The sequence below is a fragment of the Lysinibacillus sp. AR18-8 genome (assembly GCF_001705465.1).
GTDB classification, from domain to species: domain Bacteria; phylum Bacillota; class Bacilli; order Bacillales_A; family Planococcaceae; genus Lysinibacillus; species Lysinibacillus capsici.
This window is the reverse complement of record NZ_MDGU01000017.1, coordinates 1-17,033: the sequence shown is the minus strand read 5'-3', so window position 1 is coordinate 17,033 and position 17,033 is coordinate 1. Positions and strand designations below refer to the sequence as shown.

Annotated in this window: 20 protein-coding genes; 14 read left to right on the top strand and 6 right to left on the bottom strand. The window is 39.3% G+C overall.

Annotated elements, in window-relative coordinates; translation table 11 throughout:
- The first annotated feature begins 52 nt into the window (after window positions 1-52).
- The 5 genes from BFM98_RS14555 to moaD are packed head-to-tail and all read left to right on the top strand — an operon-like array spanning window position 53 to window position 3,563.
- Window positions 53-1,069 (top strand): thiazole biosynthesis adenylyltransferase ThiF, encoded by a 1,017-nt coding sequence (locus BFM98_RS14555; RefSeq protein ID WP_066037754.1) that lies wholly within the window; start codon window positions 53-55, stop codon window positions 1,067-1,069.
- 13 nt (window positions 1,070-1,082) lie between these two features.
- A complete protein-coding gene (locus BFM98_RS14550) occupies window positions 1,083-2,372 on the top strand; it encodes a molybdopterin molybdotransferase MoeA (protein ID WP_066037753.1) in 1,290 nt (429 codons plus the stop codon).
- Window positions 2,342-2,860, top strand: a complete 519-nt coding sequence (gene mobB, locus BFM98_RS14545) for a molybdopterin-guanine dinucleotide biosynthesis protein B (RefSeq protein WP_083225380.1) — start codon at window positions 2,342-2,344, stop codon at window positions 2,858-2,860. The genes BFM98_RS14550 and mobB overlap by 31 nt, the downstream gene beginning before the upstream one ends.
- Window positions 2,857-3,333 carry a molybdenum cofactor biosynthesis protein MoaE gene (locus BFM98_RS14540; protein ID WP_048392456.1) on the top strand — a complete coding sequence of 159 codons (477 nt, stop codon included), beginning with the start codon at window positions 2,857-2,859 and terminating at the stop codon, window positions 3,331-3,333. Before mobB ends, BFM98_RS14540 begins: the two co-directional genes overlap by 4 nt.
- Window positions 3,330-3,563 carry a molybdopterin converting factor subunit 1 gene (gene moaD, locus BFM98_RS14535; RefSeq protein ID WP_004230585.1) on the top strand — a complete coding sequence of 78 codons (234 nt, stop codon included), beginning with the start codon at window positions 3,330-3,332 and terminating at the stop codon, window positions 3,561-3,563. The genes BFM98_RS14540 and moaD overlap by 4 nt, the downstream gene beginning before the upstream one ends.
- Window positions 3,564-3,600: 37 nt before the next feature.
- Here the strand turns inward: moaD and modB are convergent, their stop codons facing one another.
- Window positions 3,601-4,257, bottom strand: coding sequence for a molybdate ABC transporter permease subunit (gene modB, locus BFM98_RS14530; RefSeq protein ID WP_066037751.1), 657 nt, complete (start codon window positions 4,255-4,257; stop codon window positions 3,601-3,603).
- A 3-nt stretch (window positions 4,258-4,260) separates the two neighbouring features.
- Window positions 4,261-5,040 (bottom strand): molybdate ABC transporter substrate-binding protein, encoded by a 780-nt coding sequence (gene modA / locus BFM98_RS14525; protein WP_066037750.1) that lies wholly within the window; start codon window positions 5,038-5,040, stop codon window positions 4,261-4,263.
- 163 nt (window positions 5,041-5,203) lie between these two features.
- Between modA and BFM98_RS14520 the strand changes: the two genes are divergently transcribed.
- The 3 genes from BFM98_RS14520 (at window position 5,204) to BFM98_RS14505 (ending at window position 7,743) form a co-directional block, all read left to right on the top strand.
- On the top strand, window positions 5,204-6,130 hold the full coding sequence (locus BFM98_RS14520; RefSeq protein ID WP_066037749.1) for a helix-turn-helix transcriptional regulator: 927 nt from the start codon (window positions 5,204-5,206) through the stop codon (window positions 6,128-6,130).
- Between the two features lie 229 nt (window positions 6,131-6,359).
- Window positions 6,360-6,986, top strand: a complete 627-nt coding sequence (locus tag BFM98_RS14510) for a trimeric intracellular cation channel family protein (protein WP_254660044.1) — start codon at window positions 6,360-6,362, stop codon at window positions 6,984-6,986.
- 55 nt (window positions 6,987-7,041) lie between these two features.
- The gene (locus BFM98_RS14505; RefSeq protein WP_066037746.1) at window positions 7,042-7,743 is read left to right on the top strand and encodes an SIR2 family NAD-dependent protein deacylase; all 702 of its coding nucleotides are present in this window, start codon (window positions 7,042-7,044) and stop codon (window positions 7,741-7,743) included.
- Window positions 7,744-7,773: 30 nt separating this feature from the next.
- Here the strand turns inward: BFM98_RS14505 and BFM98_RS14500 are convergent, their stop codons facing one another.
- From BFM98_RS14500 to crcB (BFM98_RS14490), 3 genes are read right to left on the bottom strand one after another with little or no spacing between them, the layout of a single operon-like run.
- The gene (locus tag BFM98_RS14500; protein WP_048392463.1) at window positions 7,774-8,121 is read right to left on the bottom strand and encodes a hypothetical protein; all 348 of its coding nucleotides are present in this window, start codon (window positions 8,119-8,121) and stop codon (window positions 7,774-7,776) included.
- A gap of 14 nt (window positions 8,122-8,135) precedes the next feature.
- Complete coding sequence (gene crcB, locus BFM98_RS14495; RefSeq protein ID WP_066037745.1) at window positions 8,136-8,465, bottom strand: fluoride efflux transporter CrcB; 330 nt, start codon at window positions 8,463-8,465, stop codon at window positions 8,136-8,138.
- Window positions 8,462-8,827 carry a fluoride efflux transporter CrcB gene (gene crcB / locus BFM98_RS14490; RefSeq protein ID WP_066037744.1) on the bottom strand — a complete coding sequence of 122 codons (366 nt, stop codon included), beginning with the start codon at window positions 8,825-8,827 and terminating at the stop codon, window positions 8,462-8,464. Before crcB (BFM98_RS14490) ends, crcB (BFM98_RS14495) begins: the two co-directional genes overlap by 4 nt.
- A 974-nt stretch (window positions 8,828-9,801) precedes the next feature.
- Between crcB (BFM98_RS14490) and BFM98_RS14485 the strand changes: the two genes are divergently transcribed.
- Window positions 9,802-11,544, top strand: a complete 1,743-nt coding sequence (locus BFM98_RS14485) for an ABC transporter ATP-binding protein (RefSeq protein WP_066037743.1) — start codon at window positions 9,802-9,804, stop codon at window positions 11,542-11,544.
- Entirely contained in the window at window positions 11,541-13,274 is a 1,734-nt protein-coding gene (locus tag BFM98_RS14480; protein ID WP_066037742.1) for an ABC transporter ATP-binding protein, read from the top strand. Before BFM98_RS14485 ends, BFM98_RS14480 begins: the two co-directional genes overlap by 4 nt.
- 44 nt (window positions 13,275-13,318) lie before the next feature.
- On the opposite strand, the gene BFM98_RS14475 is transcribed toward BFM98_RS14480, so the two are convergent.
- Window positions 13,319-13,687 (bottom strand): hypothetical protein, encoded by a 369-nt coding sequence (locus tag BFM98_RS14475; RefSeq protein WP_048392470.1) that lies wholly within the window; start codon window positions 13,685-13,687, stop codon window positions 13,319-13,321.
- A gap of 195 nt (window positions 13,688-13,882) precedes the next feature.
- On the opposite strand from BFM98_RS14475, the gene BFM98_RS14470 reads away from it, so the two are divergent.
- From BFM98_RS14470 to BFM98_RS14455, 4 genes are all read left to right on the top strand, one after another.
- Complete coding sequence (locus tag BFM98_RS14470) at window positions 13,883-14,386, top strand: RNA polymerase sigma factor (RefSeq protein ID WP_066037741.1); 504 nt, start codon at window positions 13,883-13,885, stop codon at window positions 14,384-14,386.
- Window positions 14,379-15,380 (top strand): anti sigma factor C-terminal domain-containing protein, encoded by a 1,002-nt coding sequence (locus BFM98_RS14465; protein ID WP_066037798.1) that lies wholly within the window; start codon window positions 14,379-14,381, stop codon window positions 15,378-15,380. Before BFM98_RS14470 ends, BFM98_RS14465 begins: the two co-directional genes overlap by 8 nt.
- A gap of 172 nt (window positions 15,381-15,552) precedes the next feature.
- A complete protein-coding gene (locus BFM98_RS14460) occupies window positions 15,553-16,308 on the top strand; it encodes an SDR family NAD(P)-dependent oxidoreductase (protein WP_036077242.1) in 756 nt (251 codons plus the stop codon).
- Window positions 16,309-16,333: 25 nt separating this feature from the next.
- Window positions 16,334-16,762: a MarR family winged helix-turn-helix transcriptional regulator gene (locus BFM98_RS14455; RefSeq protein ID WP_004230567.1), complete on the top strand. Its 429-nt coding sequence runs from the start codon at window positions 16,334-16,336 to the stop codon at window positions 16,760-16,762.
- Window positions 16,763-17,033: the final 271 nt, after the last annotated feature.

Here is a 17,033-nt window from a genome sequence, read left to right as displayed (position 1 = left end):
CTATAAATGAAAAGGTCAAACGAAAATTCATAGAAAGAAAGGCCACATACGTATGCAAAATAGATATTCTAGACAACAATTATTTCACCCTATCGGACAAACTGGGCAACAATCCCTTCAGCAAAAACACGTCCTTATCATAGGTGCGGGGGCATTGGGGAGTGCTAGTGCAGAAGCGCTTGTGCGAGCAGGTATTGGCAGGCTGACACTCATTGACCGTGATTATGTAGAGTGGAGTAATTTACAAAGACAGCAATTATATACAGAGCTAGATGCACAAGAAAAAATGCCCAAAGTTATCGCAGCTAAAAAGCGTCTCCAACAAATAAACACAGAGGTAGAAATTCACGTCGGCATTATGGATGCTTGCACAGAGACCTTGCTACCATTAGTTGAAGATGTTGATGTGATGGTCGATGCGACCGATAATTTTGATGTTCGCTTTGTCATGAATGACCTTGCGCAAAAGTATCGTATTCCTTGGGTATATGGCTCTTGTGTTGGTAGTTATGGTGCGACCTACACGGTTGTGCCAGGCAAAACGCCCTGTTTGCATTGCTTATTAAAAGTGATGCCCCATACAGGGATGACTTGTGATACCGTTGGCATTATTAGTCCAGCAGTTCAAATTGTTGCAGCTTATCAAGTGGCAGAGGTCCTTAAACTGCTTGTTGGAGATGACAAGGCCTTACGAAAAAGCTACTTAACGTTTGATGTTTGGCAAAATCAACACTATGAAATCAATGTGGAGAAAATAAGGCAGGGTGATTGTCCATCTTGTGGCGACAAGCCGACCTATCCTTACTTATCCTACGAAAATCAAACGAAATTACAGATCCTTTGTGGCCGAGACGCGGTACAAATTCGACCACCAAAGCCCATTTACTATTCGCTTGATCAGCTGGCAAATCAGCTCCGTTCCCACGGAGAAGTCCAGATTAATCCTTATTTGCTATCTTGCCAAGCGGACGATTACCGAATCGTTATTTTCCAAGATGGGCGAGTTGTGATACATGGTATACAAGATATACAGAAAGCCAAAAGCATTTATTATCGTTTATTAGGTTAAGGGAGTGTACCAAATGGTAGAAAAAAGACAACCAATTCCTGTGGCAGAAGCCGTTCATCGTGTAATGGACTATGCCTTTCAAGCAAAAAAGGAGCATGTGTCATTAACGCAAGCACATGGACGCTTTATAGCACAAGCTATTAGAGCCGATCATGATGTACCTGCTTTTGATCGTTCACCGTATGATGGCTATGCCATTCGTTCCGTCGATAGCCAAGAGGCATCTTCACAGCATCCAGTCCGCTTTCAAGTCGTTGGAGAAATTGGCGCAGGCTATGTCTATGAAGACGTAGTTGGCGATTATCAAGCAGTCCGCATTATGACCGGGGCGCCGATACCGCAAGGATGTGATGCAGTGGTCATGCTAGAATTAACCCAAACATTCGAAGAAAATCATCAAAAGTATATGTCGATTAAACGACCTTTTGAAGCAGGTACTAATATTTCCTATAAAGGGGAAGATGTGCAGCAAGGCGCAGTCCTCATTAAACAAGGCCAATATATTAACCCGGGTGTGATGGCCTTACTTGCTACTTTTGGCTACGAGCAAGTACCTGTTTATCGTAAAACAGTTATTGGTGTGCTTGCCACTGGTAGCGAATTACTAGAGCCAGGTGAAGCTTTACAGCCAGGCAAAATTCGCAATAGTAATGCCTATATGATGATGGCACAAATTGAGCGTGCTGGGGCAGAAGTGAAATATTTCGGCAAGTTGAGCGATGATCTTACATTATGTATTGAAAACGTAGAAAAAGCCTTACAGGAAGTAGATATTTTAATTACAACGGGTGGCGTTTCCGTAGGTGATTATGATTATTTACCAGCTATTTATGAGGCTATCGATGCAAAGGTATTGTTTAATAAAATAGCGATGCGTCCAGGTAGTGTGACAACGGTTGCTGCTCGCAACGACAAATTATTATTTGGTCTTTCTGGTAATCCTTCAGCCTGCTATGTTGGCTTTGAGCTATTTGTACGTCCGATTATACGTTCTGCATATGGGCATACTCAACCACATTTACGCAGAGAGCAAGCTATTTTAGGGGCTGATTTTACAAAGCCAAATCCCTTTACACGCTTTGTACGAGCTCGTATCGAATATGAAAAAGGGAAGCTCGTAACTGTCCCATCTGGGTTCGATAAATCGAGTGCAGTTTCATCTTTAGCGACAGCCAATGCATTCATTGTTTTACCAGGTGGCTCTAGAGGCTATGAAAAGGGTATGCAAGTGGATGTCCTTTTGCTAGAAGATCTGCAAGGAAGTGAGTGGCCTTGGGACAATATCGAAAAATCTTACAGATAGTTGGCTATCAAAATAGTGGGAAAACAACATTGATGGAGCAATTGATCAGGCAGGCTACACTGGAAGGGCTAAGGGTAGGAACCATTAAGCATCATGGACATGGTGGAGTACCGACGATCGAAACTTCCAAGGATAGTAGTCGGCATGAGCAAGCAGGTGCGGTTGTTACAGCAGTGGAGGGGGCGGGTACTTTACGTATGAGTATCCACCAAAATAGCTGGCAATTGGCTGATATACTAGCGATTTATGAGTCCCTTCCACTGGATATCATGCTAATTGAAGGGTATAAAAATGAACATTATCCGAAGGTTGTGCTGCTGCGCACTGCACAGGATCAAGTACTACTACAGCAAGTAACCAATATCCTCTGTGTGATTTATTGGCCAAGCTGTCCGCTTGATCTATCCCTTGCAATCCCTGCTTTTTCGATTTATGAAGAATCACAATATATGGAATTTTTGTTGACAGAAATGAGGGGAAAACTATGACGACAGCGTTATTTGAAGTTATCGATCAACCAATAGATGTGGAGGAAGTAAGACAAAAAGTCCTTAGTCGAAATGCTGGAGCCATCACATTATTCATCGGTACAGTGCGTGAAATGACAAATGGTAAAAAAACGATGCATTTGGAATATCAAGCCTATCCAGCAATGGCGATTAAAATGTTTGAACAGATTGCAAAGGAAATACAAGAAGAGTGGCCAGAAGCAAAAGTGGCCATCACCCATCGTGTCGGTCATTTAGCTATTTCCGATATTGCCGTAGTGATTGCTGTGTCATCACCGCATCGTAAAATAGCTTACATGGCGAATGAATATGCAATTGATCGTATAAAACAAATCGTGCCCATATGGAAAAAAGAACATTGGGAGGACGGGACAGAGTGGATTGGTGATCAATTAGAAAATGTTCCCTATCCGCAAGGGAAACCAGCCATTCAGGAGGAGGAAAACCTGTGATTAACATTTTGTTATTTGCCCACCTACAGGAAGCACTAGGTGAATCAAAGCTATCAGTAGAGCTGTCAGATGTGACAGTTGCGCAATTAAAAGAGTGGATGGAAAAGCGCTACCCTCAGCTATCATTACAACAGATCATGACAGCGGTTAATGAAGAGTTTGCAACGGATACGACGATTGTCAAATCTGGCGACACAATCGCCTTTATTCCACCGATCAGTGGGGGATAAGCAAAAAGAGGTAGTTGGCTTGAGCCAACTACCTCTTTTATACTTTCAGGATATGGATACTAAGAAGTAAAAGGAAGGAAATGGCGATCATACACAGAACCCATGTCCAGGCAAGGGTCATGTTTCCAGAATCGATGGCCATATATATTGCTAGCGGTGTTGTTTGTGTTTTCCCTGGAATATTTCCCGCAAACATAAGTGTTGCTCCAAACTCACCCAAAGCTCGTGTGAAGCTTAGAATCCCACCAGAAACAAGTGCCTTTAATGCAAGGGGAATGGACACGTAAAGAAAGACCTGCCATTCATTCGCCCCATCCACACGTGCTGCATTTTCAATATCTCGATCGACAGAGGCAAAGCCAGTTTTAGCTGATTGATACATTAATGGAAAGGCAACGATTGTAGAAGCTATGACGGCCGCCCACCATGTGAACATGATAGGTTGATCGAATAGCCAGATAATGATATCTCCTAACATACTATTTTTCCCGAAAATGACGATAAGCAGGAAACCGACTACTGTAGGAGGTAATACCAATGGTAATAGCAATACCGTTTCTAGCACTAGTTTACCTTTGAAATCATGGGTTGCCATCCATTTACCCATTAAAATACCTGCTATAATAGCGATGATCCCTGCAACAAAAGCAATTTCGATCGAAAGCCTAAGTGGAGACCAAAAATCGGTACTCATCTTTTATTGAGCCCCTTTAAATCCATACTTTTCAAAGACATCCATAGCTTCAGCACTTTGTAAGAAGTGATAAAAATCCTCCGCCTCTTGCCCATGCTTACTAGCTTTTAGAACACCTACAGGATAAATAATCGGTGCGTGCATAGCATCATCGGCAGTTGCCACGACATTGACCTTATCAGAGACAAGGGCATCTGTTTTATAGACCATTCCCGCATCCACATTTTCTGTTTCTGTATAAGTAAGTACTTGACGTACATCTTTTGTATACACTACTTTTGATTCGAGTGAATCCCACAGTTGCATATTTTTTAATGTGTCCACACCATACTGCCCAGCAGGAACCGTTTCGGGCGTACCGAGTGCAATTTTTCCTGCTTGTTGTAAATCTTCAAAGGATTGAATTTGCTTTTCATTGCTTTTAGGCACGATTAATACTAAGTCATTGGCTAAAAGATCCGTTCCTAGCTTTTGATCGATCATTTCTTTCTCTACAAGCGCATCAAATTTATCCTTTGCTGCTGAAAAGAAAAGGTCTGCAGGAGCCCCTTGTAAAATTTGTTGCTGTAAAGCACCTGAACCTCCAAAGTTATAGAGGATTTTGATTGTATCGTGTTGTTGTTCATAAGTTGTTTTCAGTTCTTCTAAGGCATCCTGTAGACTAGCTGCCGCAGAAATTGTTAGTTCAACTGGTTCGTTTGTTGCCGCCTCTTGGTTACCACAGGCTGCTAATAGTCCAACTAGTACTAACATTGTCGCAAATAAACGATAATATTTTTTCACGATGAGTTTACTCCTTTTATAACTCGTTATAACAAGACATAACTAATTATAATCAGATATAAATAAAAAAGAAAGTTAGTAAGGGTAGAAAATGTCAAGATGTTCATAAGGCTATAAATACGTTACCATGTAAAATAGAGGCTTATAGGAGGAGAACTTTTACATGTCACAAGAACAATCCTATACGATTGAAGAGGTTGCACAATTATTAAAGGTTTCAAAATTAACAATTTATGATTTAGTGAAAAAGGGTGATTTGCCAGTTTTCCGCGTAGGACGGCAAATGCGGGTAGATCGTGCTGACTTGCAAACCTATATACAAAAACGAAAAACAGGTAGTATGCCAGCTGTGGCACAGGCTTCCATAGCCACTCCGACTAAAAATCATGCGAAAATTATAGTGAGTGGGCAAGATTTAGTATTAGATATTTTAGCAAAATATATCGAGAAACGACGATCTACGAAAGTATTACGCTCACATGAAGGTAGTTTTAATGGTGTAATGGCGTTGTATCACGGAGACTGTGATATTGCGAGTTTACATATGTTTGATGGGGATACAGGAGATTATAATACTCCTTATGTAAAAAAAATCTTTGTCAGCCATGCCTTTGTTCTCATCAATGTTGTATCACGTAAAGCAGGTTTCTATGTTCAAAAGGGGAATCCGCTGGAGATACGCACATTTGAAGATTTCCAAACAAAGACATTCACATTCATCAACCGTGAGAAAGGCTCAGGTGCTCGTACTCTGTTAGATGAGCAATTGCGCATTCACGGTATCGCTCCATCCACGATTTCAGGCTATACCCATGAAGAAATGAGCCACCTCGATGTCGCCTCTGCAGTTGCCAATGGACGTGCAGATGTTGGGATTGGAATTGAAAAAATCGCCAAGCTTATTCAGGTCGATTTTATACCAATGGTCACTGAACGTTACGATATTGTGTTATTAAAAACACCAGAAAATCAACCGCTCATCGATATGGTGAAGGAGATTTTAAATACACCTGATTTCCAATCTGAAGTAGCTGCATTAGGAGATTATGACATCTCTTTAATGGGCCAAGTCATGTATGAAACGCTATAATCAAAAATTCATATTGAGTTTAATAAAAAAATCAATTACAATTCTAACTAGGAAATTTTATGGTCGTTGTGTCAATTAGTATGGCACAGCAGCTATATTCTTTTAGGATACATGGTGAGATGGATAAATTAGTAGGTACTACTGCTAGGATATTAGCCCACCATAAAATAGCTTGCGTACTCAATGCGCAACTATTTTATGGTGGGCTTTTTTGTATAGTAAAAAGGAGATGGATGATGTGACATGGTCAGTATTACATATCATTGGCATTATTGCCTACGCCATTAGTGGAGCATTTGTTGCGTTACAGGCCAACTATTCTTTTATTGGCATATTTGTGCTTGGTCTGACAACGTCTTATGGTGGTTCCATTATCCGCAATGTTGTACTGGGTATCCCTGTGTCAGATATAAGGGAACGGCAATCCTTATTAGTCGTTTTAGTCACGCTGACGACCATTTTATTTGTCAAAAGGAACTGGATTCATCATTGGAACCGCTGGGGTTATTTCTTTGATTCAATTGGCCTAGCTTCTTTCGCAATACAAGGCGGATTGTTAGCAAAAAGCTTACATCACGACCTAGGTATCATTATTATAGCGTCGATGTTTACTGGTGTTGGTGGAGGCATGGTTCGAGATTTGTTAGCTGGTAGAACACCGCTTGCATTAAGAGAAGAAATCCATGCTGTCCTAACATTTGTATGTGCCCTTTGTATATGGTTAGGGTGGGACAGCCCGCTTGAATTGTCAGTCATTGTTATTTTTATAGTAGTGATTCGCATGTTATCGGTGAATAATAAATTAAAATGGAAGCTTCCTTTTAAACATTCCTATAAGAACGCAGAGGAAAAATAGGCTGATTGTCGAAATAGGTGAAGGTAGTTTTAATTCGAAAAAAGGAGGGGGGAAAATGACAATAGAACGTTTACGTGAGTGGTTACTATCCTCAAATAATACAGTGATTCTAACAGGAGCGGGCATGTCAACGGAAAGTGGAGTTCCTGATTTCCGTTCAGCATCTGGTTGGTGGAAACAAATGGATCCAAGAACTGTCGCGACAACGGAAGCATTAACAGATCATTACTCATTATTTCATGAATTTTATAAAACACGTATCGAAAACCTAGAAAAGGTGGCTCCCCATGAGGGACATCATATATTAGCTGATTGGGAACGAAGAGGTTTAGTGTCTCTAATCGCTACTCAAAATGTGGATGGTTTTCACCAATTGGCAGGAAGTCAATCCGTCGAGGAGTTACATGGTTCGATCCGGTCTATTCGTTGTCATCGTTGCCAGCAGGCGGCTGTCATGGCAAGCTTCTTGAATAAGGCTAGTTGCGCTCATTGTGGTGGGAAACTTCGTCCAAATGTTGTGCTCTTCGGAGAAAGCCTACCACAAGCAAGCTGGCACTGTTCAATGGAGGCAATTAAAACAGCTGAACTTGTCCTTGTCATTGGAACGAGTCTTGAGGTATATCCCGTCAACCAACTACCTATGATGACAACAGGAAAAACCGTGTATGTTAATATGGATATTTCACAGCAGACAACCCCATTTGATCTGACAGTGAGGGGGAAAATAAAAGAAGTGTTGCAAAAACTTCAAATTTAAAAAAGGCGCCCTTGCAATTTCAAGTGGCGCCTAAAACATTTGAGGTAGAAATTCCCTCATGAATCGTTGATTTTTTCGTAACCATATCTTCAAAATCATGCGATGTGTTAACAGTTTATGCCTTTTATTTGGTCTCGCCTTTGCTTCTATGAGGCTCTGTAAAAGAATACAAGTTTCAGTTGCAAAAGCTTGAGGTTCAACGAGAACATCCAGCTTGTAATTAATTAACTGGGCTGTCTGAACCTTGGCAAGTAATTGCGCAAATTGTGTATTCATGGTAGCGTAATTTTCCTCTAATTCTAGGTCAATCAATGCATAGAGCGTTTGCTCTATTTCAACTTCTAATTCCTCCAATAACTCTTTTGACGGCTGTGTCACTAGTTCACCCTCTTTTATACGACTAGATAACCAATAGCTGCACAAAGTACGCCAATTAGCAAGGTACTGGCAATATAGCTAATGGCTTGTCTCCATTTTTGTTGTTCTATAAGCTGTAGACATTCAAATCCAAAAGTAGAAAAAGTTGTGTAGGCTCCTAAAAAACCTATGCCAATTAATTGCCATAACCAATCACTAAGATGTAGGGCAAATAAGAAACCAAGCGCAAAGGAGCCTGTACAATTAATAATAAAAGTCGCCCATGGATAGGGATGTACAAGTAATTTTCCTAAATAAAATCTAGAAAGAGCGCCAAAAAATCCACCAATTCCAACTAAAATCATGCAATACGCCCCCTTGCAAGTCGTATTCCCAGCCATGTGCAAGCTAATCCACCTAAAACACTCACTGTAACATAGAGTACAGCCTGTAGCCACTCGCTATTTTCTAGGAGTAATAGTGTCTCTAAGGAAAATGTCGAAAAGGTAGTAAAAGCTCCACAAAACCCTGTACCTACTCCTAGTACAATAGGTGTGCGTTTTATAAATGAAGTAAAAAGCCATGCTAAGCAAAAGCAGCCCAGTAAATTAATAAACAGTGTTGTGAATGGAAATATTTCTGTATTGGGAACGGCGAGACTCAGATTATATCGACAGATGGCACCAAGAATTCCACCAATTCCCACGGCTAGAAATGACCTCAACATAAAAACCCCTTACTGAAAATGACTATAATGAAAGTGTATCATGAGACAAAAATTTTAGAAATATTTCAATTCAAGTTATGTCCCAAAATCGATTGTTAAAATGTATATAGTGTATAGAAAGTTATAGATGCGCATGAAATAATATTTCGAAATATTATATGTGGAAAATGAAATATCTTTTATTATAAGGACAATTCTTTGTCCCTCTTATGTGAAGCCGTTGACGGAAAACCCGGTGACGGCTAATCCATAAACGGAAATCCCGACACTACTAAATAATAAATAACTAAATAATAAATAACTAAATAATAAATAACTAAATAATAAATAACTAAATAATAAATAACTAAATAATAATTAACTAAATAAAGATGATGAGATAAGCATATTGAAGGAGTGCAACAGACGCAAAAAGAATATTCTATTGTCTACTACTGGGTATCAAAATCACTAGTCGTGTATTTCAGTCTTTAGGTTAATGTTTGTGCCGTAGAATTATTGTAAGGTTATAGACAACACTGTAATTTTAAGCATGTTCTCCCTTTGATTCCTTAGAGCATTTCAATGCTTTAAAGCGCTAACTATTTCCTGAAAATGATAAAAAATAACAGGGTGATAGTTGACAAATATTTCTATAGTGTGATAATCTTCAAGAACACTATAACAAATAAGCTAAAGGAGGGCATGACAATGTTAATTTTATCAGTATCAAATTCAATCACAGTTACATACATTGTCCGTGCCTAACGCTTTATTTACTATTGCAGAACTAGGTATGGAATTATCCTGCCTTTTATAAGAGACACTTACTCTTTTAGGGTATGTGTCTTTTTTTGTGCAAAAAAGGTTGTAGTGCAAACAAAAAAGGAGTGTATGTATATGACAAAAACAGTTAGAAGAATGATTTTCAAAAAGGAATTTCTAGAAAGTGGGTAGTCATCCACAACAGCACGGAGGAAAGAAGGTTATGATGTATGTTTGATGTGTTAAGTAAATTAGGCTGGTTCTTTAAAAAATACTGGAAGCAATATACAGTGGCCATTGTTCTACTAATGGTTGCCAGTGGATTAGAGGTTGTCCCTCCCTATTTACTCGGTTCTATTATAGATCTATTGACTGCAGGAGAAATGACACCAGCTATTTTAACAAAATATGTCTTGATTTTTATTGGGATTATTATTGGGGGCTATTTATTAAATTTTGTGTGGCAATTCCGACTATTTGAAGGAGCTATCAACCTTGAGAAAATTTTACGTCGTAATTTAATGCAGCATTTTTTACGTATGACCCCAACATTTTATGAAAAAAACCGTACCGGTGACCTGATGGCTCGTGCAACAAATGACTTGAATGCCGTATCCACGACAGCAGGTTTTGGCATTATGACGTTGATTGATTCAACGATTTATATGGGCTTTATCATTTTTGCGATGGGCTATATGATTTCGTGGAAGCTTACATTTTTTGCTATGTTACCGGTTCCTATTATGGCGATCCTCATTCAATATTTAGGGAAAATTGTTCATGAGCGATATATGAAGGCACAAGATGCTTTTGGGGAACTAAATGATAGTGTGCTAGAATCTGTAGCAGGAGTGCGAGTGGTGCGTGCCTATGTGCAGGAAAAAAAGGATGAGGCTAATTTTGCAGATATGAGTGAAGTTGTGTATGCGAAAAATATTCATACAGCGAAAATCAATGCTTTATTTGGCCCGATTACAAAAGTCGGAACAGGCATTAGCTATGTTGTAGCACTTGGTTACGGGGCTCATTTAGTGGCAACTGAGGCGATGACGGTTGGACAACTGGTCACGTTTAATGTTTATTTAGGTTTGGCTGTTTGGCCAATATTTGCGATTGGTGAGCTCATCAATGTTATGCAGCAGGGGAATGCCTCATTAGATCGCGTGCAGGAAACCTTGAACTACGAGGCGGATGTTCAAAATATTCCGAATCCACAAATGATTGCGACACCAAATGCGATTGGCTTTGATGCCTTAACATTCCAATATCCGATGAGTCAGGTGAAAAACCTACAGCAGATTTCACTTTCCTTGAAAAAAGGCCAAACGCTTGGCATTGTTGGCAAAACGGGAGCAGGTAAAACAACCTTCCTACGCCAATTATTGCGAGAATACCCAATCGGTCAGGGACAGCTTTCCATTGACGGTATCGATATTACCGCTCAAACGAAGGAGCAGATCCTCGATTGGCTTGGTTATGTGCCACAAGATCATGTGTTATTCTCACGAACTATTCGTGAAAATATATTATTTGGGAAAGAAGATGCAACACAAGCAGAGTTGCAGCAGGCGATACGTGCCGCGTATTTTGAAAAGGATTTAGACAATCTACCAATGGGTCTTGAAACACTTGTTGGAGAAAAGGGTGTCTCTCTTTCAGGGGGTCAAAAACAACGTGTGTCTATTGCACGTGCTTTAATTAAAGATCCTGAAATTTTAATGCTGGATGATTCGCTCTCCGCTGTCGACGCGAAGACAGAGGCAAGAATTATTGAAAATATTCAGCGTGAACGTCAAGGTAAAACGACGATTATTACGACACATCGCTTGTCTGGTATTCAGCATGCCGATGTCATCATCGTACTGGATGATGGGCAAATTGTAGAGCAGGGAACACATGAGGAACTTCTTGCGCAACAAGGATGGTATAAAGAGCAATTTGACCGTCAGCAGCTAGAAGGAGGTGCCTCATGACTACGAGTCAACGTTTAATACGCTATGCGATGTATTTTAAAAAGCCGATACTATTAGGCTTATTCTTCCTAACAATTGCCGTATTCACGGAGCTTGTTGGACCGTTTATTGCGAAACATATTATTGATAATTACATGACAATCGGTCATATAGAAATCAAACCGATTACATGGTTGCTCATTGTTTATTTACTTTTAGCCATTGCAACAGCCATATTACGTTATTTTATGTATATTTATTTGCAAATTGGGGCAAACCGTGTCATCCAAAAATTACGTAAAGATGTCTTTGAACATATTCAAACTTTACCGATCCAATACTTTGACAATTTACCAGCGGGTAAAATTGTTGCTCGTGTAACAAACGATACAGAGGCAGTTCGGAATTTATATGTACAGGTACTATCCAATTTTGTGGCGAGCTTCATTTCTATTTTCGGGGTGTATATAGCGCTCTTTATTTTAAATTGGAAAATGGCAATGCTTGCTTTAACCATGATTCCAATTGTTTATGTGTGGATGATTTTATATCGAAAATTTGCCTCTAAATATAACGATGTCATTCGTACAAAAATTGCAGATATTAATGCCATGATTAATGAATCCATTCAGGGCATGACAATTATTCAGGCGTTCCGTCGTGAGCAGCAAATGACGAAGGAATTTGATGACATGAATAATGAGCATTATGCGTATGAACGTAAGCTGCTGGTGCTTGATTCAGCTACATCCTTTAACCTTGTGAATACGCTAAGACTTATCATGTTTACGGTCTTTATTTTCTACTTTGGTACACGCTCATTCACAGCAACTGAAGTGATTACAGCAGGGACATTGTATGCATTTGTTGATTACTTAACAAAGCTATTTAATCCGATCACGAATATTGTGAACCAGTTTTCACAGCTTGAGCGTTCACTCATTGCAGGTAAACGTGTCTTTGAGGTGCTAGATACGAATGGTGAGCCTGTTTCTGAAAAGAGCATCCCACGATATAAAGGAAATGTGGTTTTCGAAGATGTTTCCTTTGCCTATAAAGATAATGAATATGTGCTGAAAAACCTGTCATTTGAAGCACATCAAGGTGAAACAATAGCCTTAGTTGGTCATACAGGTTCAGGGAAAAGTTCCATTATGAACTTGTTGTTCCGCTTCTACGACCCATCAAAAGGCAAAATAACCATTGATGGCATTGATATTACTTCTGTTCCACGTCAAACGATGCGTGAACATATGGGTATTGTGCTACAGGACCCTTACTTATTTACGGGTACGATTGCATCCAATGTTAGCTTAAATAACCCGCGCATCTCTCACGAGAAAATAGAAGCTTCCTTAAATGCTGTAGGGGGAGAACGTGTTTTAGCTAATTTACCAAATGGCTATGAGGAACCAGTTATTGAGAAGGGCAGCACATTATCTTCAGGACAACGTCAGTTGATTTCGTTTGCACGCGCCCTGGCGTTTGATCCAGCAATTTTAATATTGGATGAAGCGACATCGAATATTGATACGGAAACGGAAGAAATTATTCAGCATGCGATGGATGTCCTGAAAAAAGGACGAACAACGTTTATTATTGCCCATCGACTTTCTACCATTAAAAATGCAGATCGTATTCTTGTGCTTGATCGAGGAAAAATTGTAGAAAACGGCACGCATGATGAACTGCTAGCGCTTGGCGGAATTTATGACAAGATGTATCAAATGCAGGCGAACTCCTTACAATAATAGCTTAAAAGCCCCACTTCAACTGTGAAGCGGGGCTTTTCTATTTATCTTACATATTTGAAGACATTGATAAAGAATAACAGGACAGACAGCGCTACAGCAATTCCACCACCAGACACGAAAAGCTCAAATAACCAGCGTGGTACATCCCAATACACCATCATCATGCCAACAAAAAGGAAGGGTAAACCGAGATTGTAAAGCCAGAACTGTGCTTTGGCGAGACCTGTCTCCGCAGCATTTTTATAAGTCGAATAAATTAAACCAATGAATCCAGTAGTCAGCCAACCTACCACACCAATATGAGCATGTGTCGCTTTCCATTGAAGTTGAACCGTATAATGCATAAACAGGCCAAAAGCAAAAACAATTAATAAATAAAAGACTGAAACCTTTATCCATTTAGCACCCATTATCCACAACTCCTTTCTTGAAAGTGATTTTAGCTAGCTGCTACAGTATATTCTTGTCAAATTAAAAAGATGCTTGTATGTATTTGAAAATAAATGTTGTTGGTTTTCACTAAACTAAAATATTTAATGAGAACTTTTTGTAGTATGTAAACTTTTCATGGAGTTCTGCGTTGTATAGGCAGAAGGGGGGTGGACATGGTAAAGCAATCAATGAATGCGTTTCTACAGCAAGCAGGAACGCTGCTATATCGTTATTTGAGAAAACGTGGATTAGCCCATGAGGATGCAGAAGATATCGTCCAAGATACATGTTATAAATTTTTATTACATAAAAATGGAATTCAGTCAGACAAAGTAATGAGTTGGTTATATCGTGTAGCAACCAATCAATTTTATGATCTCAAGAGAAAAGAAACGCGTCATCCAACAACAGAATTAGAGGAAGTTCAATTGACTTCATTCATTCATATTCCTGAGATCCAGATGCTAAAGAAAGAAAAATTAAAGGACATACAGAACACACTGGAAACGCTATCCATTTTGCATCAGGAATTATTAATCCTGAAATATGAGCTGGGATTATCGTATAAGGAAATTTCAGCCTTGATGAATAAGAATGAAAACACACTAAAAACGCATGTCAGACGTGCTAGGGAAGAATTTACTGAACGATTTAAGGAGGATATTCATGATGAATAATGAAGAAAATGAATTTTTGTTTGATGATAGACAAACGAAAAAAATAATGAGAAAGGCAAGGTTTTGGTCAACAGTCAAAATGATTGGGATTACATTGGTCGTTACACCAATTGTGCTAATAGCATTATGGTATGGGCTGAGGGCTTTATCGTTAAATAGTGCACAAAAAGTAATGGATGATATTCATTTATTTAACGAAATAAGTGGGCCCAATGTCCAAATTAGTAATCAGGTTTATGACGATCATTTGCTGGGAGGGAAAATAACAACAACAACCTATAAGGTGCTTGGAGATCAGCATCGGCCATATATTTGGCAGCCTATCAAAAGCGATTATAATTTATTTGGAACGCTTACACGAACGGCCATTTCTAGCCCCATCCAAATAGAAGGTTCAGAATCACTGGCCGAAACATATCAATTCGAACGGTTTAATGACTACACAGGTGACCGAGAAATGTTTTTTTATCATCCAAGGATTTCCTACGACCATTATCAAAATAATGTTAGTGAACTGCATCAATTGGAGAAAAATACTTTAGTAGAAATAGCTATTTCTTTTAATGAAGCCTATGATTTTGGTGAAATTAAAAGAAAGCTACCTTCTGAAGTACAAGTAGATTGGTGGTGGGTGGATGCCTATACAGATGATACACTAGATTTTTTTAAGCAAGGACAGAATACTATTTCAGCCAATGATCCATACATTTATGGCTTTCAATCAGAGCAATCCAAACCAAAACCTCGACGCTCTTCAAACGATGAGGTTGAGACCTTTATTCGAAACATTGAGCTTCTGCGTAAAAGCAAGAACTTTGAGTGGGAAACAAACCAGGTTTATCAAGCTTTAGTAGGGGAAAATGGCACCCTGGAGAAAAGTGATGTGAAAATAAGTGGGGCTGTAGTAACTGGTACTCCAGAGCAATTGCAGTCTTTACAAGGACAAACCTACATTAAAGGGTCTATATTTGGGGTAATATCAAATCAGAAATAGAGCGCTGGAAAAGAGAATCGGCACAATCATGTAGAAAGATCAATTTTAAAAAAGCTTATTTTGGATGAACCCTTCTCCAGAATAGGCTCTTTTATCGGAAACAATTTAGTTTAAAATTAAATAGTTTAATGTTAAACTATTAACAGATAAACAAGAAGGAGATGTTGTTGCAATGGGTAAACTACAAAACAAAGTGGTCATCATTACTGGTGGTGCAGGTGGTATTGGTAGTGGAATGGCAAAAGCTATGGTAAAGGAAGGGGCGATTGTTACAATTGTTGACTTAAATGCAGAAGCAGGCGAGGCAATGGCAAAAGAATTACAAGAAATGTCTCCGAAGTCTATGTTTTTACAGGCTAATCTAATGGAACGCGACCAATTACCAAAAATTATTGATACAGTCGTAGAAAAATACGGTAAACTAGATGTGCTAGTTAATAACGCTCATGCTGCTAAACAAGTTACAATAGAAGAAACTACACAAGCAGATCTTGATTTGTCATTTGGAACAGGCTTTTATCCAACCTTCTATTTAATGCAAGCAGCCCTACCGCATTTAAAAGAAACTAAGGGTAATATTATTAACTTTGCATCTGGAGCAGGCATTCAAGGTCATGAAACACAGGCTGCTTATGCCGCTGCCAAGGAAGCCATTCGTGGTATTTCCCGTGTTGCCGCAAATGAATGGGGACGTTTTGGTATTAATGTCAATATCATTAGTCCGCTTGCTGATTCACCAGGTGTACAAGCATGGGCAAAAGCACAGCCAGAGTATTATGAAGCGGTGAGAAGTAAAATCCCGTTAGGCCGTTTTGGTGATATTGAGCAAGATATTGGTCGAGTAGCTGTTTTCTTAGCTTCTGACGATTCTCAATACATTACAGGTCAAACGATTATGGTGGATGGAGGCTCACTAATGCTTCATTAATTCTCAGCGTTTGAGGAGGATTTTTTTGAAACAGACAAATATTTTTAAACTGATTCATATGATTGAACAGGTGAACAATGCGAATATTATACGTTTTACAAAAGCGTTCCCATATCCTTTAGGAATTTCACCAATTTTAGTTTTAAATGAGCTACATGTCAAAGGCCCTCAAAAACAAGCCGAATTAGCTGAGACAATCGGCTATACAAAAGGTGCTATGACGAGCATTGCCGAAAAGCTGGTCAAGCTTGGATTAGCAGAAAGACTATATGATCCATCCGACCGTCGCACCATTCGCTTACAAATTACAGACGAGGGTCAAAGTGCTTTAGCAAAGGCTCAATCTATCGGAAAAGAGGTCTTTGTACAGCTTTTTGAAGTATTAGATGATGAGGAAATTGCCCAATACTTGCGGATTCAAGAAAAATTAGTACAGGGTATCCAGCAGAAATAACCATGTAAAAAATCAACCTACCTTTTAAGAGGTGGGTTGATTTTTCTTTGTTTAGGCGGATAACTGGCGGATAAAATTCAAAATGTGACGGATAAAAAGAGGATTCTGGCGGATAGCCTTCTTTTTTTGCATGATAGAAAGTCAAGTCCTAATTATCTGTCTCTTATACACATCTGACGCTGCCGACGATCTTACGCGAGCTGCTCTCTCTTGTCCCCGTGCGCCCCTGCAACCTATCGCCCGACAGTCACTATCCTACCTCAGTCATGTG

What these genes read in the sequence shown, in the direction of transcription:
- BFM98_RS14470 (WP_066037741.1), top strand. Translation starts at nt 13,883, where the DNA reads ATGGTAAAGCAATCAATGAATGCGTTTCTACAGCAAGCAGGAACGCTG.
- BFM98_RS14475 (WP_048392470.1), bottom strand. Translation starts at nt 13,687, where the DNA reads ATGGGTGCTAAATGGATAAAGGTTTCAGTCTTTTATTTATTAATTGTT.
- BFM98_RS14510 (WP_254660044.1), top strand. Translation starts at nt 6,360, where the DNA reads ATGGATGATGTGACATGGTCAGTATTACATATCATTGGCATTATTGCC.
- BFM98_RS14540 (WP_048392456.1), top strand. Translation starts at nt 2,857, where the DNA reads ATGACGACAGCGTTATTTGAAGTTATCGATCAACCAATAGATGTGGAG.
- modB (WP_066037751.1), bottom strand. Translation starts at nt 4,257, where the DNA reads ATGAGTACCGATTTTTGGTCTCCACTTAGGCTTTCGATCGAAATTGCT.
- BFM98_RS14555 (WP_066037754.1), top strand. Translation starts at nt 53, where the DNA reads ATGCAAAATAGATATTCTAGACAACAATTATTTCACCCTATCGGACAA.
- BFM98_RS14460 (WP_036077242.1), top strand. Translation starts at nt 15,553, where the DNA reads ATGGGTAAACTACAAAACAAAGTGGTCATCATTACTGGTGGTGCAGGT.
- BFM98_RS14550 (WP_066037753.1), top strand. Translation starts at nt 1,083, where the DNA reads ATGGTAGAAAAAAGACAACCAATTCCTGTGGCAGAAGCCGTTCATCGT.
- crcB (WP_066037744.1), bottom strand. Translation starts at nt 8,827, where the DNA reads ATGTTGAGGTCATTTCTAGCCGTGGGAATTGGTGGAATTCTTGGTGCC.
- BFM98_RS14520 (WP_066037749.1), top strand. Translation starts at nt 5,204, where the DNA reads ATGTCACAAGAACAATCCTATACGATTGAAGAGGTTGCACAATTATTA.
- crcB (WP_066037745.1), bottom strand. Translation starts at nt 8,465, where the DNA reads ATGATTTTAGTTGGAATTGGTGGATTTTTTGGCGCTCTTTCTAGATTT.
- BFM98_RS14505 (WP_066037746.1), top strand. Translation starts at nt 7,042, where the DNA reads ATGACAATAGAACGTTTACGTGAGTGGTTACTATCCTCAAATAATACA.
- BFM98_RS14465 (WP_066037798.1), top strand. Translation starts at nt 14,379, where the DNA reads ATGAATAATGAAGAAAATGAATTTTTGTTTGATGATAGACAAACGAAA.
- BFM98_RS14485 (WP_066037743.1), top strand. Translation starts at nt 9,802, where the DNA reads ATGTTTGATGTGTTAAGTAAATTAGGCTGGTTCTTTAAAAAATACTGG.
- BFM98_RS14480 (WP_066037742.1), top strand. Translation starts at nt 11,541, where the DNA reads ATGACTACGAGTCAACGTTTAATACGCTATGCGATGTATTTTAAAAAG.